We start from the raw sequence: 24536 nt of genomic DNA on the forward strand, positions 1-24536 counted from the left end.
AAGTCGCTACCGTGCCCCAGACCGAATGCCGGATGGCGTCCGCATGTCCGAAACAATCCCGCGCAGAAGCGAGAGACCGATGCCGAGTACCGCACCTGCGATACCGCCAAGGATCAGGAAAACAATTGCGCTTGGTGGCCAGGAACGACTAGAGGGCGGCAAGGGCTCGCTGATGACCCGAACGTTGTTCGTGTTAATCTGCTCACGCTCCGTGATCTGCCTTGTGCGGGAGAGGAAGCTTTCGTAGATCGCTGTCTTGGCTGCTACGTCGCGTTGCAGCTCGCGCAATTCGATCTGAGATTGGTTGTCGTCGAAAGTAGAATCTTCGAAAGCGTTCATCTTATTGGTAAGTTCGACAACAGTGGCATTGGCCTTGTCCAATTCCGCCTTGGCCGCGCTTCTAACGCGTTCAAGCTCTGCTCCGACCTGTTGCTGCATAGACAACCGGCGGGCTTGCAGGCGCACAATGGACGGGTGGCGTGGTCCCAGGATTGCAGCTTGGTCTTCATATTGTTGCTGCAACAGTCCAGAAGCTTGCAGCAACAAGGTTAGGGCTGGGGAAACGGCCGCCTGACTGCCAATCAGGGAATTGCCAGCCTTGAGCATCTCATCGTAACTCGATTGGGCGTTAATGGCGCGAGTGCGGGCGGCGATGATATCGTTGTTGAGCTGAGTGAGAGTTTGAGCGCTCACAAGCCCGCCGTTATCACCGATCGAGAGTTTGTGGGCGCGTTTGTAATTCTCCACGCGCTCGTCGGCGTCGAGCACGTCCCGTTTGAGGTCGCCCAGCCGGTCATCGAGCGCACGCGCCGTACGCGCCGCGTTCTCGGAATCCGCCGTCGCCAGCTCGACTTGAAAACCCTCAACGAGAGCTTCAGATATTTCAATCGCCTTCGCGGCCGTCTGCGCGTAAACGCTGAGGCTGGCCATAAAAGACTTTTCGTCGACAACGACAGAAACATGTTTTTGCAACGTTGACTGCGCCGCCCTGTCGCGGTCCGGTTTACCCGTAGGTTTCAACCCAAAAATGAACTTAGTCCGGAGGAATTACGGTAAAACTCTGGGTCATCAGCAAGTTTCAGATTTTTGACAGCTCTCATGATCACATTGCCCGACGTCAGGATTCTGACTTTGCTGCCGAAAGCGAACAGTGAAGCGTCTCCTTCGGCGGCTGGGGCGAAAGGGTCTTTGTTGAGGAGTTGGAGGTTGACTGGGTCAACGAGAATATCGGTGGTGACAGTATAGCTGCGCGGCTGCATCTGTGCCCACGCGGCGGCTGCGACAGCACCTGTAATGGCAAGCACGAGGGTGAGTTTGCGACCTGCCTTTAGCCACACGAGGCTACGCCGTAGATCTAACTCCATAAACCCCGCGATCCGGTCCAGGGTCACAGCTTCCTCTTCCGGGAGCGGAACTTTAGTTCGGCGACCGGGTAGCGTCTTGACTGGCTCCCGTTCGCGTGCGGAGGTGCCGGCGCGCACCGTATCCGGAATAAGATCGAGTAGGGAACCTTCCATTAGCATTAACGCCTCGTTTGCCATGTGGCTGTATATATAGAGAGGCATCGTTAAAGATTCGTTCCTTGACCGGTCAACGGGCGAGTAAACGAGCGCGGAGAAGCCAGCTTCGACAAGGATTTTCACATGGCCTACGCCACCTTCAAGGTCACCCCGGGATCGGCTGGCGTCGATCTAAGGGAAAATGCGTTCGCGATCCTGTTCCTGTTTCTGTCCATCGCAGCGGTTGCGTTGCGGTTGCTGGTGACGCCAGAAATGATGAATATGCTGATGAGCTATTCCATCGAGGGCGGGCCATTCTACCAGAAGCTCCACCTCGCCACCTATGCGATGTTGGCGGTGCTTTTCACAATTCTCGTAAATCGGCTAAGTAGACCACCTCAGCTTGCAGAAGAAGATGCCGATGTTTTGCGTTCCATGCTGCGCTATGGCGCCATACTGAGTGCCTTCGTAGTCTATTTTGTTGTTACTAGTCGGTTCAGCGCTATCGGATTCCTCATCGAAACCTATCTCACCGCGGTGCTGATGGTGATCATTCTCCTCTTCCAGAGCAAGCAGGCTCGCAGGCTCGTCGCCGTGGCGGTGCTTTGCATTCTCATCGCAAGTGCGTTCGTCGGTATCGTCGAGGCCATCCTTCAGCGTCATCTCGTTTCTATCAACGCGGGCGGGGACTTTTTCGTGCCTATGGACTTTCCAGCCATCCCCTGGCGCTCGGCGGACAATGTGCTCTCGCGATCGGCTTTGTCCCGCTCACACGATGGCCCCGCTGGGTTAAGGTCTCGGTCATTCTCACCCTGATCCTTGGCTGCGTGGCAGCAAACGCCCGTACTGCGCTGGCAGCTTGCCTCCTGGAATCCCTTCTCCTGATCGTGGTCCTGCGCTGGGATGGGCTTTCGCGCCGTCAGGAGCGACAGGCTAAGTTTATAACACTTTCCCTTGTGATAGCCTTCGGATTGGCTTTGGCGATGCTGCTCCTGTCTGTTGGACTACTCAGCCGTTTTTATTCCATAGTGGACGACAGCTCGCTGGCCCGCGTGCAGGTTTACGAGATCTTTGACTACGTTTCTTGGACGGACATTCTTTTTGGCATGGATGCCAGCGTGCTCTTGCAGGTCGTCAGAGAAAAGATCGGAATCCAGCATATCGAAAGCGCCCCTGTCTATTTCACCCTGTTGATGGGACTACCGATGGCGATCCTATTCACACTCATCGTTCTCAGCTATATGCGACGCCTTATTGGGGGAGCGGCAACATCGGCGAAGATAGGGTCTATTCTCATCATTCTCGTGGACCTTACAAATAACGCCTTTGCTACCAAGTCTGTCGACGTTCTTCTCGTCTCCGTTCTCCTCGTGGGATTGGGAAAGGTGGTTGACACGTCGGTAACGTCCAGAAGACAGGTCATGGCGAAAGCTGGTCGATCACCTCAAGTCGTCCTACGCGATTAAGTGTGTGAAGACTGGCATGCTCCTTGCCGGCTGTGTCAAGAATTGGCACGGTCGGGCCAAGCTGAATATCCCCGTCGTTAAGAGTGATAATTTCGCGCAGACCAAGCCCTCCGCCATAGGTTTTGGTCCCGTTCTGTACGGGTAGAAACAGTTTTCCGCCTGTTTCGATAACTCTTCCACCCGGCCGTGCACCAGCGCGGTCGATCGCAACAGGGTTCAAGGGGTGCGGCACCCACGGGCCGTTGAGGCGTTCGGCGCTGTAAATTGCCATCGTATCGGAAGCACTGCCGCCAGCGATTTGCTCGGTTCCGAAAATCCAAAGTCTGCCCCCAAAGGCAAGAAGGGTCGCGTCGGCGAATCTTTTTCCTTCAATCAGCACGCATTCCTGGCACCAACGATCGGGAAATGGGTCCGCTCGGTAGAGAACGACCCGATTTGCGGCACTACTTTCGGGGATCATGAAAATCTGCCCTTCATGTGCAAAGACGTTTGGATAGGACAGATGGTGCGCCTCTTCCAGAACGATTCGGGGACGACCAAAGCGTCCGTTCGCATCCAGTTCGGCCACCGAAATCACACCCCGGCCGCCGCTGTAGGAAAACTCCTCCACGAACAGATAGCATCGCCCCTGGTGCACGAAGGGAAACGGATCTGCATAGAAACGTTGGCCATCGTCCTCGATGAAGGTGAAGGGGGGCCCTCAATCTTTTTGGTTTCGCCGATGCCAGGCCCGTCTATAAAGCGATAGGCGGTCCTCCAGGAAAAATCGCGGCTCCCCGGCGTCATTCTTTTCAGCGCGCGCGTCGCAAGCCCGCCGATCAGCCGCGTCACATAGGCGAACTCCGGGCGCCGGACGGTCAGTTGAGTTGGCGGTACAGCGATCTCGTCGAGCACACCTGCCTTCATGCGAGCAAGACATTGAAGAATGAGGGATTGTATGCTTGCTAGCACTTCCTGGACGTCACGCGACAGCCACACCCGATCACTGATGAGCGGCGAGGCATGACCAACCGGGCGGCCATCGCAGCGAGCGAGAAGATCCACGAGGCCGGACCCAGATCGCAGTTTCATAAGCCCCTCGGTGAGACGGCGGCAGCCGCCGATTTCCACGGTCAGGACGGGTGCACGGTGTGAATTAGCCTCTCCTGTGAGATCGAGAACCACGTCCGGATCGCGAACTCGGGTCACGGGCAAAAGGGACACGGGTCTAACGGCGACACCCGTCCGGCGGCCCTCTAAGGCGATGACTGTCTGCAAGAATGGCGCCCTCGGGGCAGCTTCTCGGTAATCGGTATGGACATCATGCCCTGCCTCATGGAGCCGCGCAGCCAAATCCCTTTCCCAGTGTAGAATATTGCCCTGGAACGATATGATATCGACTTTCAACTCATCTCTCCAAGGCGCTTACGCTAGGGACAATCACGCCGGCTCCACCAGCTTTTTTGAAAATGCGGCCCCCAGCTTCTGGCGTACCCCTTGCGCCAGAAGCGCAAGCGAACCCTTCATCGTGCGTGCGCCGATGGTGGACCGCAACGGAACTACCTCGCTGGCAAGCCTGTCCTTGAACGTCTCGCCTCCGCAGAGCAAATCGACCACTCCCAATCCGTGGTCGAATGACCATTGCACATAGTCAAATATTAGGACCATGCCAGGCGAAGCCCGCCCGAAGTCAGGATCGTATGTCGTAACCCACGCCATCATCCTGTCGTTCTGAACGAAGTTGACCGAAATGGCCACCACGACGCCATCGAGTTCGATGACGAACAGACGCAAGAGTCCGGCCTTTACGAGCACGTCAACCAGAGCGTTGAGGAGCGGCGCCTCTCCATCGAAAAATCCGATACCAGCGAGTTCCGATCGAGCCATTTCCGTTTCAGCACAGCCAGCCGGTCGAGAACCGGCCCAAGCGGCTCATCGGGAGCCAACAACCGGAACTGCACGGTTCCAGCCTCTTCGAGCATCTTGAGACCACGGCGATAGTTCTGGCGAGCCTTCTTCGGGTGGCTTGCCAACCACGCCGCTCCGCTCTGCCAGCCGCCTATGCGAGAACTGATCTCTAGCCGATAGCCCGGATAAAGCCTCGTCCCATGTGCGCCTCTATCCGCGTCAATGAAACCTTGCGCCGCCGCGTCGGGGAGAAGGCGGTTTATGAAGGCAAGATCGAAGCCGCCCCTTTCCATAGTAACATCCACAATTTGTGCAGCTCTGCATCGGAACATTCCGGCGCACAAAGAAGATCGCAATAGTCGGTATAGGCGCTCGCCGCCCATTCGAGAATGCGTAATCCCTTGCGTCTGGTGATCGCAAAGGGAGGACGGCGATCAATCTGTCGCCGTTCCAGATCAGGCCAATTCGAAGCGTGACATGTTGCTGGTTTGCCGTGGTCCACCAGGCCGAAATCCAGGCATGACTTTGAAAAATGAGAGCGTCGGCAGAATGCCACAACTGCGTCCACTGTTCCTCGATCGCGGCCAGCCGATCGGATGCCACGACGATCTCCAGGCGCTGGACCGCCATGCCGTCTGTTGACGAGTACATGTTCATGATGAAGACGAATCCCTGGTTTGGACACCAACGCGCCTGGGTCGCCGGAAGTAGGAAGAGGCGCGGCGCCACATCTTCTTTAGTGGCAGGATATAGAGACCTGCCAGCGACTGATAATCTTTGGCGTCACGGTCGACGAGACCGAACTTCAGTTTCTCTTTCGGATCGGGAACGAATGAAGTGCCGAGCAGTCTGTCCCAGAACGAAAATAACAAGCCAAAATTCTTGTCGTAGTGCCGCGGGTCGACGCTATGGTGAACTTGATGCCAGTGCGGAGAAAGAATCACCTTGTCCAATGGACCAAAGGAAATCGGCAGGTGGGTGTGCCGCACGAAATCCATCATCAGTATGTTGCGCAGCACATAGACGTTCAGCCCGAAGACGACGACTTCCACGGGATTGAGAGCTATCACGCTCCATATGCCAAAGCAGATTCCAGGAATGACTGCATCCCATGCTCGGTTCATCAGTTCGTCCAACGGATGAACACGATCCTTGGTGATACCGACCATGACTTCGGCGGAGTGGTGGACTTTGTGCAGTTCCCATAGGAACGGAAAACGATGTTGCGCAACATGATATAAATAGTAGGAAATATCGTAGGCCAACAGCATGGTCGCTGTGAAGAGTACGAGCGTGACCGGACCAGGAGGACCGTCCATGAGAGGCGTCTCGCCGGCGAACGCCGAGCTTATCAGCCGGTTTGTCGCATAACCCGAGGCGGCTATAAACGTCGCTCCCGCCGGAATCAGCAGGAACGGCATCATCAGCCGTTTTGTGATCCAGAACATGGCATCGGCGCGCGCCGACGGATGCAGAATGATTTCTTCGGGAAACAGAAAGCCAAAGAAGTCCCTGATCGATCTGTCCTTTACCGTCCTGAAATAAACGATCAGAGCACAGAAAAGTGCAGTTCCCAAGATCAGCGCCAGAGTGACGTAATCTATATTATAAAGTTTTCCGATTATCTTACTGTAGATTTCACTAAACATCACACTGTCTTCCCCTCAAGGTAGGAAATCAATATACAAAAACGAAGTGAAGGAACCGTAAGAGCTAACTGATAATTTGGATGCAAATCCCATTTTCAAATCGCCGAATCTAAGAGGCCGGTATGAGCATGTCAGCCTCGCCCCATCGGAAATGCGTTGCTCTTATTGCAATACGCCGCAGGTGGCTGCGAACCGTCGCATGACAGAACGCGTCTGTTTCGGATAGCACAGCGCATTTGCTGCTATGAAGATGAAGACAGCTGCCGAGCCGGCAAGAGCTAGACGAGGGGCGACGTTTATATCCGCAAGCTTGTGACTAACGAACGATGAGACAATTCCCATCATTGTCGAAACTGCCAGTGAGATCGCAAGCGTACGCCAAGGCAAGGGTACCGGCGTCAGCCGTTCGCTGATTATCATGCATACCAGCAGGTTTGCCACAGCCCCGCCGGCGAGTGCCATCACGGCACCAGTTTCAGCAAGGTTCGGGATAAGGAGAAAACAAAGGAGGATGGCGGCCGCAGACCCGAAGAGCTTGCTGATGACGAACAACCAGGCCTTCTTGTGGGCGAGAACGACCGTGCTGTAGACGATGTCCGCAAGATTGATGCAAACCACGCTGCCTGCGATGACACCGAAAAGCAGGTTGAATGGTCCGTCATAACTTTTTGGCAGCAGCAGTTCGGCGATATCGTGGCCGAGCGCGGCAAGCAGAGCGGCGATAGGTAGACTGAAAGTGAAGATGAGCGCAAGGAACTGTGTAAGCAGCGCGGCCGCAGCGGGCCCTCCGTCCTCATCGAACCGGCCGACGATCTCAGGAAAGGCTCCCATGTTTAGGGCGTTTGCAACAAAGTCGACCGGCTGGCGGGCAAGTGCGTAGACGGCGGCAAACAGCGCGACGGCGGATGCGCCGTGATAGAACTTCAGAAAGACCCTTTCCATATTCGCAAGACCGAAACCGACGAGCGCAACCGCAACGATCGGAATGCCGAGGTAAAAGAATTCACGATGCGTGAAGCGTGCAGGACCTGGAACGACCTTGGTGGCCGCGGCAAAACCGGCGGCCAGGCCGGCAGTCAACATGCCCAGACTGGATGCGAGCGAAATTGCAAGGAAGGAATCGCTCTTCATCAGCATGATCGAGATCGGAAAGACGAGTTGCAGCAAGGCACGCAAGCCTTCCATCATGGCGTAAGTCTTGTGCCGCTGCTGCATCTGGAGGATGACGAGCCCATACCGAGCGACCGTCCCGGCGGCCAGATAAGCGCAGACGGCAATTGAAAAATCTCGCCAGCGCTCCGGCGCTACATATCCGCTGGCGATGACTGCCACAACGAGCGTGAGCAAGGTCGTGACTAGGAGGATGAGGCCAGAACGCGAAAGGCTGCCGCTTGTCACCGCCCCTTTCCACCGAGCCGGAGCAGAGAGGTGCGCAACCAACCCGTGAATGCAGCGTCCGTCATCTCCCCAACCGTGACAACGAGTGTCAACAGTCCAAACTCGGTCTGATCTATGAGGCGCGTGGCAACTACCAAGAAGAGAAGGGCCGACAGCCGCGTCAGCAAGATAGCGGGGCCGTAAATCAAAGTGGACTTGAGCAGCAAGGTTGTATCCTTGAAAGGCGGGACCAAGGTGCGGCGCCACGCATTGAATGCATACTACGGGAAAAATATTAACAGTTACGTGATTTCATCCCAAAGCGGAAACGGGAGAAAGACGTGCAACAGAAGGGCCGCGTGGTTGACGTGCTGGTGACCACGCCGTTGGGCGGAACTGGTCAAGGCGGCATTGATAGAATCATGGCTTCGCTGAAGCATGAGCTTGATCGCCATACACAGGATGATGTGCGGGCACGCTTCCTGCCCACTCGTGGCGAAGGACATGTCAGTGTCTCCGCCCTGTACCTTGCAGCTTTCTGCGCGAAAATGCTCAGCGCACGACTCCGTGGCAAAATCGACGTCGTTCACATCAACCTCGCCAGTCACGGAAGCACTTATCGCAAGCTGATAATTGCGGCATGCGCAACCATGCTGGCTGTCCCTTACATACTTCACCTTCACGGCGCTGAGTATATGACGTTCTGGTCGAAAGACGACACGTTCCTCAACCGGCGTATCCGGGCAATGTTTCAGAAAGCGGCTCGGGTCGTGGTGCTTGGAACGGTCTGGCGGGATTTCATAATTTCCAAATCGCCAGAGACCAAGAGGCAGGTTGTCATCGTCCCCAATGCCACGAGCGCGCCAGCTTTGCCGTGGAAAGGAGGTGGGGATCAGGTTCATATTCTTTTTCTCGGAAGAATCGGGAAGAGAAAGGGCGTTCCTGAACTTTGCGAGGCGCTTGCTTCGATGAAGGATTTGCCAGGCTGGCGTGCGACCATTGCCGGGGATGGCGAGGCGGAACAGTTGCGTTTTCGTCTCAATGAACTCGGACTTTCAGACAAAGCGACGGTTTTAGGGTGGCAAGGGCCGGACGAAGTCGCAAATCTGCTGTCCCGCGCAGATATTCTAACGCTTCCTTCCCACGCCGAAAACCTACCCATGTCGATCGTAGAGGGTATGGCGGCAGGCCTTGCTGTCGTGGCGACGCCTGTCGGCGCGGTCGAGGATATTGTGAGCGACGGAGAGACAGGTATTCTTGTTTCTCCAGGCGATGTGGCGGCACTAAAGAATGCGCTTGCGCGGCTTGTGGCGGATCCAGATCTCCGCCGACGAATGGGAGACGCAGGTCGGTCGCGGCATCGTGAATATCTCGACGTGGAGACGTTTACGGCCTCCCTTTGTGAAATCTGGCGGACAGTCGCACGGGATCGGATGGAAAAATGATGAAACCATTGGACGTTCTGCGCGGCTTATATGTGCGCAGCCCCGACTTCGTACGTAACGCGGCAATGCCCTTCCTCACCCTGGTACCAACGCGCATGAAGTTCGGCAAAACCTACGCCGATTGGCGCATGCGCATCTCAAGGGCAGCAGGCGATCCACGATTTGCGCATGAGCAGCATCTTGGATCGCTGCGAGCACTTCTCGCCAAAGCTCATCAGGGGAGCCCCTACTATCATGAACTCATCGATAAAGCGTTCGGTCGCGGTTTCGATGCGTCCACTTTGATGCCTGCAGACTTGCGGTGCCTGCCAGTTCTCGACAAGGAGCGATTGCGGCAAGCTGGCGATGGGGCGTTGGCGGTTCCGCTCTGGCAATTGGACAGAGCCGGGACGAACGGATCCAACGCGGAATCGCCCTTTTCTTTCTTCCTCGACAAAGACCGCAGCCCACGGGAAATGGCATTTGTCTACGACGTTTGGTCGCGGATCGGCTTTAGCGAGCAAGATGCACGTGTCAGGCTGCGCGGCTTTCAATTGAAGGACAGCGGGTCCGGTCACTATGAGTGGGATCCTGCCCTGCGGGAGTTAAAAATTGCCGTTTTCCCCATGCTGCCGGAGGACGTGCCAATTTATCTCGATGAGATCGATCGACGGGGGATTCGCTTCCTGTATGGCTATCCGTCCGCTATCGAGCTTCTTTGCCGCCATATGCGGAAGATCGGCAGGACGCCGAGTGCAGGCATTAAAGGCATATTGCCAATATCGGAGCCCCTCTTTGATCATCAGAGACGTCTGATCCGCGATGTCCTTGGCAATGTGGCTTTTAGTGCCTTCTACGGCCTGAGTGAAAAGGTGGCGTTCGCCGCCGAGGTTCTTGGAGAAGAAGGCCTCTACGAATTCAATCCACTCTACGGTTTAACCGAACTGTTGGATGAAAAAATGACCCCGTCACGGAACTTGGCCAAGAAGGGCGAATTGTGAGTACCGGGTTCCTATCGACGGGGATGCCATTCATTCGCTACGATACCGGGGATTTTGGCAAGCTAGCCCAATTGCCTACTCCCGAGAATGGAGAGCGTTTGCGCGTCCGGGCGCTGACGCCGCGTCGCAAGCCCGAGTTTTTGATCTCAGTCAGTGGTCAGCGCATTGTTACAGCGATGATGACGATGATGGTATCATCGGACGCCTATGATCCGGAGCTCTTTAGGGGCATCTCCGAGTTCCAATTCTATCAGGATACGCCCGGCGATGTTGTGATCCGCTATATGCTTGATCGAGATGGCTCGCAGGCAGATATAGAGCGATTCCGCAGTTACATGACTGAGCGGTGCCAAGGACACCTGGCATTTCAGGTGGAGGAGGTTTCCCAGATTGCCACCGGGCTGAGCGGCAAGCGGGCGTTTATCGATCAGCGGCTGGATGTCATGCGCTATTGAGTTGGAAGCCCGAGCGCTTGCAACATATCTTTGTCAGGTGATGCTTTCCCCTTGGGTTCGATTAGTGTCATACCGTACGGGTTCGCATACTCCCAGACAGACCACGCAATACCATTTTCTTCGGCCGTCTCACGAACCGTTCGCAAATAGCGAAGCCTGTCGCCGTCAAAGGCGCCGGAACGTTTATCGACAGCCATCCGGATGACACCGAACTCGCCCATAAAGAGACGTGACGGAGGAATGTCATTTCGCTCGGCCCAGGTAACAGCTTCACCGATGCGCGCTTTAAGCGTCGCTTTGCCCCAGTTCGTCTTAAAATACGTTTTGATCTCCTCCTCAGCCTTCGCCAAACTCCTAATCTCCTCCGCCCGGCTTACGCCAGCAATCCGCATCTGCGACTGGAGATGTCGGAGAGCTTGCTCGGGCGAGCCCCTGCTCGCGGGCCAAGGCAATCCAGAAGCAAAACCATTCGGCTCTTGCGCCTTTTGATGCGTAAAGCTGTGAGGCTCGTACATATGGAAGCTGTAAAGGATATTCGCATCGTCGAAGAATGGATCGATATCGAGGAGCCCAGTGATGCTACCACCACAGGCTCCGGTCGCTATTATGGTGAGTTCAGAACTGACTTTCCGGATATCGGCGACTGTATCTGCCATGATCTGCTGCCAGTCGCCGCTGCGGTTTTCACCGCAGGGATACTGGGCAGGCTCGTTATAAGGCTCAAAAGCTACCTTGCTCGTGCCAATCCGGACGAGCATGGCAGCGACATCCTTTGCCATGGCGCGGTAAAGCAACACGCCCTCGCTGTCGGGGGCCCCATCGAAGAAATCTCTGCTATAGGCAGGCACTTGTCCAACGGCATGTAGGTCGAAGACGACGCTCAGACCGACATCCGTCGCTTGCCTAACCGACTCGGAAAGGACATCCAGCGCCTCGTTTCGCTCCGCAGTCCCACCGGCAAGGAGCGGACCGGGATCGACGCTCAGGCGGATGAAGTCAAAGCCCATCGCCTTGATGCGAGAAAATTCATTTCCCTTCGGCCAGTCCGATAACGACCGGCCACCGTTGAGCCATTGCTCCACGCTGCGGTAGGGAGGTCTTCGATAGCTGCCGCTTGCTTCGACGGGCGACCAGTTCAGCCACTCATGCACGCCTACACCGCGGCTAAGCCGCAAAGGCGACGCCTGTAGCGTTGTGGCAATCATCAGGAGACTGAGAAGCGCAACAATCGATCTCATATTTAACCATTTTCTCTTTTCGCCTTTGATGCGTCGCTGCAGTAGGCAATGTTGGGGAGAACACTCGGCGGTTGCCAACCATGCGTGCCATTAGAGTGATCACTGCGCTATAGATCCCTGCACTCGGATTTGTCGGCGTTGTTGCGTTGGCCGATGAATGAACGGATTTCTGTCTTCAATGCTGTGCTATGCGGTTGCGGTCATGCGACGGACGGATTTTGGGCCTGCGACGCCAGCATGCAATTGTGGACGGCGCAGCCGAGGGCGACTACCCTCTTTTGCGCGGCCAATGAGCGCGCGCTTAGTCGGTGCCCAATTATAATGATCGATCGCGGTCTCGACCAGAGATCGCTTGCCGTAGTCAGTCGCGGCCTGCCATTTCATCCGTCCATCGGCGTTGATCACCGCGATGTCTCGTTGACAGGAGAGATCGGCGTCCGGCCTTTCCACCGCATTGGCGCGTGGCTGAATGCCCAACCGCTCACCCCATCTATGCTGGAGGACGGCGTCATGGGCTGGGTCGCCATCATAAGCGCCTTCGGCCGTGAACTGACCGATAGGGTCATCCATCTGGTCGAGCAGCGCCTCCACCTGCGAGGCGTGGCCAGCGTCCAGTTCGGTCATGAGGTGAGCGATGATCTCACCGCTGTCAGCATCCAGCGTCATGTGCAGTTTGCGCCATCGCCGACGGGACTTGGCACCATGCTTCTCCCCCAGCCATTGGTCGGCGCTGTAGGCTTCCAACCCGGTGCTATCGACCAATACGCGAAGCGGACCATCCGGCAGAGACTGACAATCGCTAGGTCTGGCGGGCGGGCTCCAGGTTCTCCCCCGACGGCTGAGTGTTGTGTGGTCAGGGACTGGCAGATCCGACCCCATCAGGGCCTTCACGGAGCTCAAAGATCCTTCAGTCTGCTGCAGCCGAAGTCCGAAGGCCAGTCCCAGCGTCAACGCCGTATCGATAGCGAGATCGGAATAACGCGGCTGGCCACCTCTTGTCTTGCGACGACGTGGTGCTGACCAATCGCCACCAGCCTTCGCCGTCATCCAAAGGGTCAGACTGCCACGTTGGCGCAGACCCGCATCATATTCCACCAGTTCGTCACCTTGAACTCATCTTGCCGAGGTGATGACAGCGAGCGGCGTGGGTTTCTGTGGCATGGGTGATCAATCAGGCTATTTTCGATTGCAGCCACATAAGCGGAAACTCGTGAAATCTGATCCGTACACCAGCGCCATTCTACTCTATTACGACGACGGTTCTCTAACGAAAATATGTAAACCAAAAATTTATTACAGAACCTGCAGTCTTTTTTATGGAGCATTTTCAGCCGCCTCATCCGTGGCGGCTTGTGCGCCCCTCAAATATTGCGATCCAAGCGATCAAAAATGGCCAAGCGAGACAAAGTAAAAGCCCGAGACAGCGCGCTCTGTCCCATCCCTTGGCCGACACCTCTCCCTCGATCATTGTTAACGTAACGCAGAGCAATGCGCCGAAGACCCAAAATATAATTACCGCCATAACAACATAATTCCCCTGATTTGATTTATATCCGTCAATCAGTCTCCTTCGAATGCAACTCCATTTCTGTTGAAGTCAGATCGCGCCTCACAGGGATAAACAACGGAACCGTCGACCCTGCGCAACTACCAAACTTGCACAAAAAATCTCTAACATCTGGAGACTCGGCATTGAAAGCACCTCCATTATATCTGTGCCATTCTACGATTAATCGACATCAAAACACCTTTGACTGGATCTACAACGGAGGCAACATGGTCAGCCTCCCCGAAGAAATACCGGTTTTCCACAAGTGACGTGGACACGCAAGACGCCGTCGATCGGCTGTACGAGGTAACGATGGCTCCTGAAAATTGGAGTAGGATCCGCGAGACTGCCAGCACTGGGATCGGAGGGTTTTTCGCCTCAATGACTTTGATTTTTCTCGGACTTCTACGCCTCATACGTCCTGCACCGCGGACGGCTACCATCTAGCCATTCGGTACTTTGGGCAAACACATCACATTCTGCCAGGGTAGAAGGTCATTCGCCGTGATCGGTGCTAAACGTCCATGGCGCGCTATGCGATAAAACGTGTAATCAGAAAGGGCTGCAAGAACGTCAGCTGGTTCGTATCCCGCAGCCTGGCATGTGTCTTGACCAATCTCAACGATCAACCAGGGCTTGAATCGCTGGATTGCTTCGGCGCCTCCCTGATCGCGGCCAGTTCAGCACCTTCAATGTCGAGTTTGATTCCATCTAACCGTGTAAGGTTCAAGTCTTTTACCGTCCGATCAATCGTGGTCAGCGCGATCATCCCGAGTTCAGAACCACGAGTATCTGTCGGGAAGATGGTGCCAAGTCCAGAATGTTGCGAGCCATCGCCGTAGCTCGTCGTGGCACCATACATTAAGTGGGTTCCTATCTGGTCCGAAAGACCTTGCTCTCGGACTGAGACAATCGATCCAAATTTGTTCCAGTCTATGTGTTGAATAAGCTTCTTCCGGATCTCCTCCACAGGTTCAAAACTTATAACTCTTCCCGCAGCCCCCACTCGTTTGGCAGCTAACAACGTCAACTCGCCAATGTTCGCTCCCCCATCTAAGAAGATGCCGCCGGCGGGAAGATAGTCCTTCAAAAGAACCGCCACATCCCGGCTGTAGTAGCCGAACCAGAAGATTTGGCTCGCCATGTGTTCTGATAAATCCAGCGTTATTATTAGGTCTTCATCGAAATCGGCAATTGTGACACTACCCATTCGATAGGACAGCCTTCGCACGACATCGATAATGCGATGCGTTCCCGGAAGTTTACGAATATTAACGCTTGCCTTGCGGGCCGCATGTAATGCCAGCATTCGCTTAATGTCCTATTTTTAGCCAAATTACATTTGGATCGAAGGTATAGTAATAATTGCTCGCCGACTAAAGATAGTTGATAAATGGTTAATTAGGGCGCCTGCTTCAGTAATTTTGGAACAGGGATTCCGGTAAATCGCGGACAGTGATTTCAGTAAATACGGCGCTGGTGCACGGATCAGATTTCACGAGTTTCCGCCTATGTGGCTGTAATCGAAAATAGCTTGATTGATCACCCATTCCACACAAACATCACGCCGCTCGCCGTCATCACATCGGCAAGATGAAGTTCAAGTTGACGAACTGGTGGAGTATGGTGCGGGTCTGCGCCAACGTGTCAGTCTGACCCTTTGGATGACGTCGGAGGCTGTTGGCGATTGGTCAGCACCACGTCGTCGCAAGACAAGAGGTGGCCAGCCGCGTTATTCCGATCTCGCTATCGACACGGCGTTGACGCTGGGCCTGGCGTTCGGACTTCGGCTGCAGCAGACAGAAGGATTTTTGAGCTCCGTGCTTGCGCTGATAGGGTTGGATCTCCCAGCCCCTGACCACACAATACTCAGCCGTCGGGGGAGAACCTGGAGCCCGCCCGCCAGACGTAGCGATTGTCAGTCTCTGCCGGATGGTCCGCTTCGCGTATTGGTCGATAGCACCGGGTCGGAAGTCTACGGCGCCGACCAATGGCTGGGGGAGAAGCATGGTGCCAAGTCCCGTCGGCGATGGCGCAAACTGCGCTTGGCGCTGGATGCTGACAGCGGTGAGATCATCGCTCACGTCATGACTGAACTGGACGCTGGCCACGCCTCGCAGGTGGAGGCGCTGCTCGACCAGATGGATGACCCTATCGGTCAGTTCACGGCCGAAGGCGCTTATGATGGCGACCCAGCCCATGACGCCGTCCTCGAGCATAGATGGGCTGAGCGGCTGGTCAAGTCACCGCGCGTTTACGTGCGCGACAGTGGCCTCGTCCACACGCTGCTTGGCCTGGGGTGATAAGGAAGCTGTACTCGGCCATCCGGTCGCCGGTGCAAGCTACGAGGGTTTTGTCATTTGAGACGCTCTGCGCCGCGGCACCGGAAGGAACGCAGGCAAATTTCTATCGCACGTCGGCAGGCGCGGAGATCGATCTGGTGCTGACCTTGCCCGGTGGCCGGATCGTCGCCATCGAGATCAAGCGCAGTCTTTCGCCGAAACTGGAGCGGGGATTCTACCACGCCTGCGAAGATCTCAAGCCGGAACGCCGTATCGTCATCTATCCCGGCATGGAGCCCTTCCCCTTGCGGGACGGTATCGAGGTAGTACCGCTTCAGCACGCAGCGCAAACCCTCAGGGATATTAGCTGACCTGACCGCCCAGGCGACCGTGTGGTGGAATATCGAAAGGTTCGCCATTCCCCCAGGCCTCGGCTGCGAGCATCAGCCGATTCATTTCGGCTTTCAGCGCGTGGCTGCGCGCGATCTCGTCCGCCCAGGCCCAGTTTATCCGCGGGTCATAGAAATCCGCAATATTGCTGTCGGCGGATTTTCGGGCCTCTTCCAGCCGTCGCTTGAGAAGAGCGGCTTGCGCCTTTGCCTCGAAGTACAATTTCATGCCCTGAAGGAAGCGGATGTCGTTTTCGCTGATATCCAAAAGCCTTGATACTCCACTGTTTAATTGCTGAACAGCGATCCCGAACTCAGGAATGGCCGATTGAGCGCAAATGGCCGATTGAGCGCAGCGTAGCTATTTGGCCGGCCTTCATGGCAAACTCGCGGCAGAAGCCATGAGATCTTCCGAAAATCAGAAAACGGCAAAGAAAAAGCCCGGTGCGGGAGGAGGTGCACCGGGCTATCAATTGGGACCGACAGCTGGGAGGAGGAGTGCTGTCCGTCAGATCGAAAGGGGTCCGGGAGGAGGTGAACCGCTTCGACGAGATTAGAATAATGCTGCGTCGCAGCAATTTCAAGCCGTGTTTACCAGAAAGTAAAATATGCGACAATTCGGCAACAGCACCTGTGGAGAAGCCCGTGCCGTGCCGCAACGAAACCGCCCTCTTCGAACCTCAAGGCCACGCACCCCACAATGTCCAGTTGACAATTTCCAGCGAAGTTTCAACATGCGGCCATCGAGACGAGCAGCAGTGGGAGGACTTGATGTCTATGCGCGCGTTCATCGGGTTTTCAGCCGTTCTTCTGATTGCTCTTGCTACCTCCCAGCCGGCGGGGGCCACGGATCCTTCTCGTGACATCGTCACGACGCAGGATAGCGACTATTTCGGCTTCGACCTGCGCACCGTTCAGGATGTTTCGCTTGACCAGTGCAAGACCTCCTGCCTCGACGATCAGTCTTGCCGGGCCTTCACCTATAATCCGAAGGTCAAATGGTGCTTCCTGAAGACCGACTTCAACCAGTTGAACACGTTTGCGGGCGCTGTCGCCGGCAAGGTCGTTAAAGTCGATGGCGACCCGGATATCGGTGCTGCGCCGAAACTCGACTTTGTCTCCGACGAGCTGTTGCAGCAGGCGCGCGAGCAGAAAGCCGGTCTCGCGCTGACGGCTGATCAGCAGAGCATGGGTTTTGAGGGCCTGCAGTCGATCGCCCGGGCCAATCTCGGTCTTTTGCAGATCGAGCAGGGGGTCAGCACGTTGAAAGGCGCGCTGGCTATCAATCCGGAAGACGGGGCGCTTTGGATTGAGGCCGCTCGCGCCGGCAACCGGTCCGCCGTCAGTTCGAGTATCGCAATCGAGGCGCAGTTGAGCGCGCTCAATGGCTACCAACTCAGTCGCACCACGCAAAGCCGCGCCGATGCATTGGCCGTACTTGCTGAAGCCTTTCGCAACACCCAGAATTTTCGCCAGGCGCTGAGCGCCTACAAGGCGAGCCTTGCCCTCGTGGATTCACAGACCGTGCGGGCTGCTTATGTCGACCTGAAGTCGCGCGAGGGCTTCCGCATGGTCGGAAACACCATAGATGCCGACAGCGCCAATCCCCGCGCCTGCGTTCAATTCTCGGAACCTTTGGTCAAGATCGGTACGGACTATGCGCCTTTTGTGACGCTTGATGGCGCACCACCCAAGGCCGTCGAGGCCAAGGGGAGCGAAATCTGCGTCGAAGGCCTGACCCACGGCCAGCGCTATAAGCTCGCCTTCCGCGCCGGCTTGCCGTCGTCCGTCGATGAAGCACTGGAAGCCCAGGTTGATCTCGACATCTACGTGCCGGACCGATCTGCCAGCGTGCGCTTCACCGGCGACAGCTTCGTCCTGCCGAGCACGGCCCGTCGCGGCATTCCGATCGTCTCCGTCAACACTCAAAGCGCCGATCTCAAGCTTTATCGGATCGGCGACCGCAACATTGCCAGCTTACTTACCAATTCGCAGTTCCTGACCCAGATGGACGGCTACAGCGCCCAGCGCATTCAGGATGAAAGCGGTGAGATTGTCTGGCAGGGCTCGATCGATCTGACCTCCGAACTCAACAAGGACGTGATTACCAGCTTCCCGGTCGATGACGCACTGCCGGAGCGTAAACCGGGCGTCTATGTCCTTACAGCCATGGCATCGAACAGCCGCGGGAATGAATGGGATACCAAGGCGACACAATGGTTCGTCGTCTCTGATATCGGCGTCACGACCTATGCCGGCACCGACGGCCTGAACGTCTTTGCGCGATCTCTTGCCACCGCCAAGCCCCTCGTCGGCGTGACGCTGGAGCTGCTTGCAAAGAACAACGAAATCCTGGGAACGGCGACCACGGACCCCGAAGGCCGCGCAACCTTCACCGCTGGACTGATGCGCGGAACGGCGGCCATGACGCCGGCAGTTATCACCGCCCGCAGCGGAACGCAGGACTACGTCTTCCTCGACATGACGCGTGCGGGGTTCGACCTGTCCGACCGCGGCGTCACCGGCCGCGCCGCCCCTGGCGCCATTGATGTGCTGGCCTGGACGGAACGCGGCATCTACCGTGCAGGCGAAACCGTACACGTCTCAGCCCTTGCCCGCGATAGTGAAGCCAATGCGGTCGAAAAGCTGCCGCTGACCTTCGTCTTCCTGCGCCCGGATGGTGTGGAAGATCGCCGCATCGTCAGCGATGGCGGGGTGGCTGGCGGTCACACGCTGGATCTTGCCCTCCAGAGCAATTCGATGCGCGGCACCTGGACGATGCAGATCTTTACCGATCCCAAGGGAACGTCGATCGCTGAAAAACAGTTCATGGTCGATGATTTCGTGCCTGATAGGATCGAATTCGATCTGACAAGCCAAGCCAAGGAGATCGACCCGGACGCAGTTACCCCGGTTTCCGTCGATGGCCGCTATCTCTACGGTGCACCGGCCGCCGGGCTGGAAATCGAGGGCGATGTCGCCCTGAAGCCGACCCGCAGCAGCGCTGCCTTTCCAGGATATGTCTTCGGGCTCGCCGATGAGGAGGCGAGCGAAGACAGCCGCACGACGCTGGAGGGCCTCAATGCTCTCGATGAGGATGGCAAGGCGACATTCGACGTCATGCTGGGCGAGGTTCCCTCGACAACGCAGCTCCTGAACGCCGATATCGTTTTGCGCATGCAGGAAGCCGGTGGCCGCGCCGTCGAGCGGACGCTGTCCCTGCCGGTCAAATCAACAGGTTCGATGATCGGCATCAAGCCGGAATTTTCCGGCGATCTCGCCGAAAATTCGATCGGCAAATTTCATGTGATCGCCGTTGATGCGGCCGGCCAGAAGCAGGCAATGTCAGCCCTTTCCTGGAAGCTCGTCAGCGTCCAGCGCAATTACCAGTGGTACCGCGAAGGCACGTCCTGGCGGTACGAACCTATAGTCTCGACCAAGCTCATTGCGAATGGCACGGTCGATGCAACCGTTGATGGTGCTGAAATCTCGGCTCCGGTCACCTGGGGCCGCTACCGGCTCGAGATTGAGACGGCGCAGATCGATGGGCCGACATCAAGCGTGGAATTCGATGCGGGGTGGTATGTCGAAGCAACATCGACAGAGACACCAGATGGACTGGAGATTGCGCTCGACAAGGAAAGCTATGCCGTCGGAGAGACAGCAAAGCTGAAGATCAGTTCACGTTTTGCCGGGGAATTGATGGTCACGGTCGGGGCGGAGAGCCTGATTGCGACAAGAAATGCCAGTATCGCAGCCGAGGGCGGCGAGATCGAGATCCCGGTTACTGCCGAGTGGGGCGCGGGAGCCTACGTGACCGCCACGCTGTTCAGGCCAGGAGATGCCCAGGAAAGCCGCATGCCGATGCGCGCCATCGGCATCAAATGGCTGACGGTAAACCCCGGCGAGCGCAAATTGTCGGTGGCACTGGATCTTCCGGAAAAGACGTTGCCACGCCAGACCTTGAATATCCCGGTCTCCGTTACGGGTGCAGGGCTGGAAGAAGCCTATGTCACGGTTGCGGCCGTGGATGTCGGCATTCTCAACCTGACGCGCTACGAGGCGCCGAACCCGGACGGATGGTATTTTGGACAGCGTCGCCTTGGCTTGGAAATCCGCGATCTCTATGGTCGGTTGATCGACGGATCGCTCGGCGCCACCGGGCGCCTGCGCACGGGTGGCGACGGCTCGGAAATGCCGATCCAGGGCAACCCGCCGACGGAACAACTGGTCGCCTTCTTCTCCGGCCCGGTGCAACTTGATGCGGATGGCAAGGCGATCATTAGCTTCGACATCCCGCAGTTCAACGGCACGGCGCGCATTATGACGGTTGCCTGGTCGAAGACCGGCGTCGGCCATGCAACGGCTGATGTGATCATCCGCGACCCGGTCGTGGTGACCGCAAGCCTGCCGAAATTCCTGGCACCCGGGGACCTCTCGGAATTGCGGCTTGATATCGCCAATACCGACGCATCGGCCGGCGATTATCAGCTGCAGGTGACCAGCAATCCGGTTGTCACCGTCGATCCGGTGGCCGCGACCCAGACGGTCACGCTTGCCGCCGGCGGCAAATTCAATGCCACTCTGCCCCTGATGGGCGGATATAACGGCGACGGCGTGATCTCCGTGAAGCTGTCGAATGCGGCCGGATTGTCATTGGAGCAGGTTCTGAACATTCCCGTTAGACCGGCCTCGCTGCCGATCACCACGCGCCGGCCCGTGACCATTCCACCGAATGGCAGCCTGCTGGTCGATGGCGAACTGCTGGCCGACAGCATCCTGCAGGGTGCATCGGTGAGCCTGAGTGTCTCGCGTTCCTCTGCCTTCGATATTCCGGCGCTGTTGATGACGCTCGACCGGTACCCTTACGGCTGCGCCGAACAGACCACGAGCCGTGCCCTGCCACTGTTGTATCTGAGCGAAATGGCCAAGAAATCAGGGATCGCCGATGATGGCGAGGTCAAGAAGCGGGTGCAGGAGGCGATCTACCGTGTCCTTGCCTATCAATCGTCGGCTGGCAGCTTTGGCCTCTGGAGCCCGGGATCCGGTGATCTCTGGCTCGATGCCTATGTCAGCGATTTCCTCACTCGCGCCCGCGAACAGAAATACGACGTGCCGGAAGCGGCCATGGTTCAGGCATTGGAGAACCTGCGCAATTCGCTCGCCTATGACGTCAATGTGCAGGATCAGGGCAACGAGATTGCCTATGCGCTCTATGTTCTGGCCCGCAACCGCAAAGCCTCGATCAGCGATCTCCGCTATTATGCCGATACGAAGCTTGCGGAGTTTCCAACACCGCTTGCCCGTGCGCATATCGCAGGCGCGCTTGCGCTTTACGGGGATGCGCAGCGCGCTATGAACATCTTCGAAAATGCGCTGCAACTGTCGACCGGTCTGGTGAATGTCAGCCTGAAACGTTCCGACTACGGTTCGTCGCTGCGCGACGATGCTGCCGTTCTGGCGCTTGCGGCTGAAAGCCGACCTGTGCCGACGATCATTCCGGAGCTTTCGAAGATTGTTGCGCGCAACTGGGAGCAGAAGCGCTATACCAGCACCCAGGAACAGACCTGGATGCTGCTTGCAGCGCGCGCCATTCAGGATGGGGATCAGGATCTGAAGCTGGAGATCAACGGCACCCCGCAGGCGGGCAGCTATTCCGCTCGCGTTACCGGCGACGATCTACTGGCTCAGCCCGTGACGATCCGCAACCGGACGAGCGATCCGGTCGCTGCAGTCGTGACGACAATCGCCGCACCTGTACAGCCGCTGCCGGCTGGTGGCGATGGCTTCGCCATCACCCGGACCTACTACACGCTGGATGGCGAGGAAGCCAATGTCAGCCAGGCGCAGCAGAACGAGCGCTATGTCGTTGTGCTCAAGGCCACCGAAACCAATGACTGGCCATCACGCGTGCTGATCACCGACCTTCTTCCGGCCGGTTTCGAGATCGACAATCCGGGTCTCGTCGATAGCGCCAAACTGTCGAATTTCGATTGGATCGGCGCAGTTGAGGCAGCCCACACCGAATTCCGCAGCGATCGTTTCGTTGCAGCCTTCGACCGGGGAAGCGGCGACAACAGGGAAATCACGCTTGCCTATGTGGTGCGCGCTGTAACACCCGGAACCTACGATCATCCGGCCGCAAGCGTCGAGGACATGTATCGTCCACAGTTCTCGGCCCGCACGGCGACCGGCCGCATGGAGGTTGTCGGAGCGCAATAATGGCGATCCTGCGGACAATCGGTATCGGCATGTCGGCCAGCATACTGCTGGCCGTGGCCGGGTTCTTTGGCCTGAGAGCGGCAGACAAGACCTATCCGCCGCCGCTCGACAGGGCTTATGAAGTCTCCACCGAAGTTCTCGATGCGGACGGGCAATTGCTGCGGGCCTTTGCCACGCGCGAAGGGCGCTGGCGTTTGAAGACCACGGCAAAGGACGTCGATCCACAATTCATTCGCATGCTGATTGCCTATGAGGACCAACGGTTTGCCGAACACCGCGGTGTCGATCCGCTGGCGCTTCTGCGGGCCGCAACGCAATTCATCGGCAATGGCCGTATCGTTTCCGGGGCCTCCACCCTGTCCATGCAGGTGGCTCGACTGATCGAACCGCGCGAGGGCCGCTCGTTCATCGCCAAGCTCCGGCAACTCGCCCGCGCGCTCCAGATCGAAAGGCGCCTGAGCAAAGCGGAAATCCTCGATCTTTATCTGACGCACGCACCCTATGGCGGCAATCTTGAGGGCATTCGCGCGGCCAGCCTGGCCTATTTTGGCAAGGAACCGAAGCGGTTGACGGTGGCGCAATCTGCGCTGCTGGTGGCCCTGCCGCAGCTTCCCGAGCGACGCCGGCCCGACCGGCACCTCGCTGCCGCCGAAGCGGCCCGTCTCCGGGTTCTCGAGCGCATGGCGGTTTCCGAGGTGATCGGCGAGGGCGAGGCCGGACGCGCAGCACTGGAAGCTGTTCCATCCCGTCGCCTGCAATTGCCGGCCTTCGCCGCCCATGTGGCCGAAGCGGCTCGTCGCAAGCAGCCGGCGGTTCAACAGCACCAGACGACGCTGCGTTGGCGAATGCAGCAGGGTCTCGAAACCGTTGCACGGGACGCGGCAGCCAGGCTCGGCCCGAAAGTGTCGATTGCCATGATCATGGCCGATGTGCGCACCGGCGAGATCATCGGCGAGGTCGGATCGGCCGATTATTTCGACGCCAGCCGCTCGGGCTGGATCGACATGACGCGTGTCACACGCTCGCCTGGATCGACCCTGAAGCCGTTTATCTACGGCCTTGCATTTGAGGAAGGCATTGTTTCGCAGGAAACCATCATCGAGGACAGGCCAGCCGACTTCTTCGGTTACCGTCCCCGCAATTTCGATATGAGCTACCAGGGCGATGTCAGTATTCGCCAGGCGCTTCAGCTTTCGCTGAACGTGCCGGCGATCCGGCTCCTGGATGCGGTCGGCCCGACACGGCTGATGGCACACTTTCGCCGCGCCGATGTCCGGCCGTCGCTGCCCAAAGATGAACCGCCCGGCCTTGCGATCGGTCTCGGCGGTGTCGGGGTTTCGCTGAAGGATCTCGTGCAACTCTATGCTGGCCTTGCCAATCGCGGCCAGCCCGTGCGCCTCGGCGACGGCATTCAGGATAAGCCCGAGCGAATCCTCGGCGAGCCGCTGATGGAAGCAGTCGCCGCCTGGCATGTGGCGGACATTCTCTCGGGCGTCATCCCGCCTGCCGGCAGCCGCCAGCGTGGCATTGCTTACAAGACCGGCACCAGCTACGGCTACCGCGATGCCTGGTCGGTCGGCTTTGACGGTCGCTACGTGCTCGGTGTGTGGGTCGGACGGCCGGACAATGGCGCAGTGCCCGGTATCACCGGCTATGGCAGCGCCGCGCCGATCCTGTTTGAAGCCTTTGCCAAATCCGGCGTAGCGATCACCAGTCTGCCCGGTGCACCCGCGGGGGCCGTGCGGATTTCGCAGACGCAGCTGCCGATCAGCCAACGCCGTTTTGCCATGACGCCAAGTGGGCTTCTCTCGTCGTCCAGCCGCGAACCGGCCCCGCAGATCGTTTATCCCCCGAGGGAGCACGGGTCGAACTCGGAGCTGCATCCGGGGGTGATCTGATGCCGCTGGCGCTGAAGCTCCAGGGTGGGCGCGCACCATTTCGATGGCTCGCGAACGGCAAGCTTCTTCCCGAAACCACACGCCGCCGCACCAGCCAGTGGATCCCCGATGGGGGCGGCTACTCGACATTGACGGTCATCGACGCGGTCGGCCGCGCGGCAAGCGTGCGGGTCTTCGTCGAATAGGCGCTTCCTTCGAAG

At 57.5% G+C, this 24536-nt stretch carries 17 protein-coding genes and 4 pseudogenes; 9 read left to right on the top strand and 12 right to left on the bottom strand.

Annotated features, from left to right (window positions below):
- Nucleotides 1-6: 6 nt before the first annotated feature.
- Complete coding sequence (locus tag P6U16_RS22975; protein WP_277704614.1) at nt 7-972, bottom strand: GNVR domain-containing protein; 966 nt, start codon at nt 970-972, stop codon at nt 7-9.
- Between the two features lie 44 nt (nt 973-1016).
- The gene (locus P6U16_RS22980; protein WP_277704615.1) at nt 1017-1643 is read right to left on the bottom strand and encodes a hypothetical protein; all 627 of its coding nucleotides are present in this window, start codon (nt 1641-1643) and stop codon (nt 1017-1019) included.
- Between P6U16_RS22980 and P6U16_RS22985 the strand changes: the two genes are divergently transcribed.
- Both P6U16_RS22985 and P6U16_RS22990 read left to right on the top strand, forming a co-directional pair.
- Entirely contained in the window at nt 1644-2315 is a 672-nt protein-coding gene (locus tag P6U16_RS22985; RefSeq protein WP_277704616.1) for a hypothetical protein, read from the top strand.
- Nucleotides 2316-2326: 11 nt separating this feature from the next.
- A complete protein-coding gene (locus P6U16_RS22990) occupies nt 2327-2965 on the top strand; it encodes a hypothetical protein (protein ID WP_277704617.1) in 639 nt (212 codons plus the stop codon).
- On the opposite strand, the gene P6U16_RS22995 is transcribed toward P6U16_RS22990, so the two are convergent.
- The 6 genes from P6U16_RS22995 to P6U16_RS23020 form a co-directional block, all read right to left on the bottom strand.
- The gene (locus tag P6U16_RS22995) at nt 2919-3575 is read right to left on the bottom strand and encodes a hypothetical protein (protein WP_277704618.1); all 657 of its coding nucleotides are present in this window, start codon (nt 3573-3575) and stop codon (nt 2919-2921) included. The genes P6U16_RS22990 and P6U16_RS22995 overlap by 47 nt on opposite strands.
- Nucleotides 3539-4351 carry a hypothetical protein gene (locus P6U16_RS23000; protein ID WP_277704619.1) on the bottom strand — a complete coding sequence of 271 codons (813 nt, stop codon included), beginning with the start codon at nt 4349-4351 and terminating at the stop codon, nt 3539-3541. Before P6U16_RS23000 ends, P6U16_RS22995 begins: the two co-directional genes overlap by 37 nt.
- A 33-nt stretch (nt 4352-4384) precedes the next feature.
- On the bottom strand, nt 4385-4738 hold the full coding sequence (locus P6U16_RS23005) for a GNAT family N-acetyltransferase (RefSeq protein WP_277704620.1): 354 nt from the start codon (nt 4736-4738) through the stop codon (nt 4385-4387).
- An 11-nt stretch (nt 4739-4749) separates the two neighbouring features.
- Nucleotides 4750-4977 (bottom strand): hypothetical protein, encoded by a 228-nt coding sequence (locus P6U16_RS23010; protein WP_277704621.1) that lies wholly within the window; start codon nt 4975-4977, stop codon nt 4750-4752.
- 528 nt (nt 4978-5505) lie between these two features.
- Nucleotides 5506-6501, bottom strand: coding sequence for a sterol desaturase family protein (locus tag P6U16_RS23015; protein WP_277704622.1), 996 nt, complete (start codon nt 6499-6501; stop codon nt 5506-5508).
- Nucleotides 6502-6663: 162 nt separating this feature from the next.
- Complete coding sequence (locus P6U16_RS23020) at nt 6664-8145, bottom strand: polysaccharide biosynthesis C-terminal domain-containing protein (RefSeq protein ID WP_277704623.1); 1482 nt, start codon at nt 8143-8145, stop codon at nt 6664-6666.
- Nucleotides 8146-8219: 74 nt separating this feature from the next.
- On the opposite strand from P6U16_RS23020, the gene P6U16_RS23025 reads away from it, so the two are divergent.
- Genes P6U16_RS23025 through P6U16_RS23035 form a run of 3 tightly spaced genes read left to right on the top strand, consistent with a single transcriptional unit; the run spans nt 8220 to nt 10758 of the window.
- Nucleotides 8220-9323: a glycosyltransferase family 4 protein gene (locus P6U16_RS23025; RefSeq protein ID WP_277704624.1), complete on the top strand. Its 1104-nt coding sequence runs from the start codon at nt 8220-8222 to the stop codon at nt 9321-9323.
- Nucleotides 9320-10303 (top strand): hypothetical protein, encoded by a 984-nt coding sequence (locus tag P6U16_RS23030; RefSeq protein ID WP_277704625.1) that lies wholly within the window; start codon nt 9320-9322, stop codon nt 10301-10303. Before P6U16_RS23025 ends, P6U16_RS23030 begins: the two co-directional genes overlap by 4 nt.
- A gap of 23 nt (nt 10304-10326) precedes the next feature.
- Nucleotides 10327-10758 (top strand): hypothetical protein, encoded by a 432-nt coding sequence (locus tag P6U16_RS23035; protein ID WP_277704626.1) that lies wholly within the window; start codon nt 10327-10329, stop codon nt 10756-10758.
- On the opposite strand, the gene P6U16_RS23040 is transcribed toward P6U16_RS23035, so the two are convergent.
- The 3 genes and pseudogenes from P6U16_RS23040 to P6U16_RS23050 all read right to left on the bottom strand — a co-directional run bounded on the left by P6U16_RS23040 (nt 10752) and on the right by P6U16_RS23050 (nt 14854).
- Entirely contained in the window at nt 10752-12074 is a 1323-nt protein-coding gene (locus P6U16_RS23040; protein WP_277704627.1) for a cellulase family glycosylhydrolase, read from the bottom strand. The genes P6U16_RS23035 and P6U16_RS23040 overlap by 7 nt on opposite strands.
- A gap of 122 nt (nt 12075-12196) precedes the next feature.
- Nucleotides 12197-13113, bottom strand: a pseudogene (locus tag P6U16_RS23045) (IS5 family transposase).
- A 1057-nt stretch (nt 13114-14170) separates the two neighbouring features.
- On the bottom strand, nt 14171-14854 hold the full coding sequence (locus P6U16_RS23050; RefSeq protein WP_277704628.1) for an FkbM family methyltransferase: 684 nt from the start codon (nt 14852-14854) through the stop codon (nt 14171-14173).
- A 239-nt stretch (nt 14855-15093) separates the two neighbouring features.
- Between P6U16_RS23050 and P6U16_RS23055 the strand changes: the two are divergent.
- Nucleotides 15094-15764: pseudogene (locus P6U16_RS23055) on the top strand (IS5 family transposase); the annotation flags it as partial.
- A gap of 9 nt (nt 15765-15773) precedes the next feature.
- Nucleotides 15774-16198, top strand: a pseudogene (locus P6U16_RS23060) (DUF4143 domain-containing protein); the annotation flags it as partial.
- Here P6U16_RS23060 and P6U16_RS23065 read toward each other — a convergent pair.
- The gene (locus P6U16_RS23065; protein ID WP_277704629.1) at nt 16191-16484 is read right to left on the bottom strand and encodes a hypothetical protein; all 294 of its coding nucleotides are present in this window, start codon (nt 16482-16484) and stop codon (nt 16191-16193) included. The pseudogene P6U16_RS23060 and the gene P6U16_RS23065 overlap by 8 nt on opposite strands.
- A gap of 509 nt (nt 16485-16993) precedes the next feature.
- Between P6U16_RS23065 and P6U16_RS23070 the strand changes: the two genes are divergently transcribed.
- On the top strand, nt 16994-22438 hold the full coding sequence (locus tag P6U16_RS23070) for an alpha-2-macroglobulin family protein (RefSeq protein ID WP_277704871.1): 5445 nt from the start codon (nt 16994-16996) through the stop codon (nt 22436-22438).
- Nucleotides 22438-24521 (top strand): annotated as a pseudogene (gene pbpC, locus P6U16_RS23075) (penicillin-binding protein 1C). Before P6U16_RS23070 ends, pbpC begins: the two are co-directional and overlap by 1 nt.
- Nucleotides 24522-24536: the final 15 nt, after the last annotated feature.

The sequence above is a fragment of the Rhizobium sp. 32-5/1 genome (assembly GCF_029537235.1).
Lineage (GTDB): Bacteria > Pseudomonadota > Alphaproteobacteria > Rhizobiales > Rhizobiaceae > Pararhizobium.

What these genes read in the sequence shown, in the direction of transcription:
- P6U16_RS22985 (WP_277704616.1), top strand. Translation starts at nt 1,644, where the DNA reads ATGGCCTACGCCACCTTCAAGGTCACCCCGGGATCGGCTGGCGTCGAT.
- P6U16_RS23015 (WP_277704622.1), bottom strand. Translation starts at nt 6,501, where the DNA reads ATGTTTAGTGAAATCTACAGTAAGATAATCGGAAAACTTTATAATATA.
- P6U16_RS23030 (WP_277704625.1), top strand. Translation starts at nt 9,320, where the DNA reads ATGATGAAACCATTGGACGTTCTGCGCGGCTTATATGTGCGCAGCCCC.
- P6U16_RS23035 (WP_277704626.1), top strand. Translation starts at nt 10,327, where the DNA reads ATGCCATTCATTCGCTACGATACCGGGGATTTTGGCAAGCTAGCCCAA.
- P6U16_RS23050 (WP_277704628.1), bottom strand. Translation starts at nt 14,854, where the DNA reads ATGCTGGCATTACATGCGGCCCGCAAGGCAAGCGTTAATATTCGTAAA.
- P6U16_RS23070 (WP_277704871.1), top strand. Translation starts at nt 16,994, where the DNA reads ATGCGCGCGTTCATCGGGTTTTCAGCCGTTCTTCTGATTGCTCTTGCT.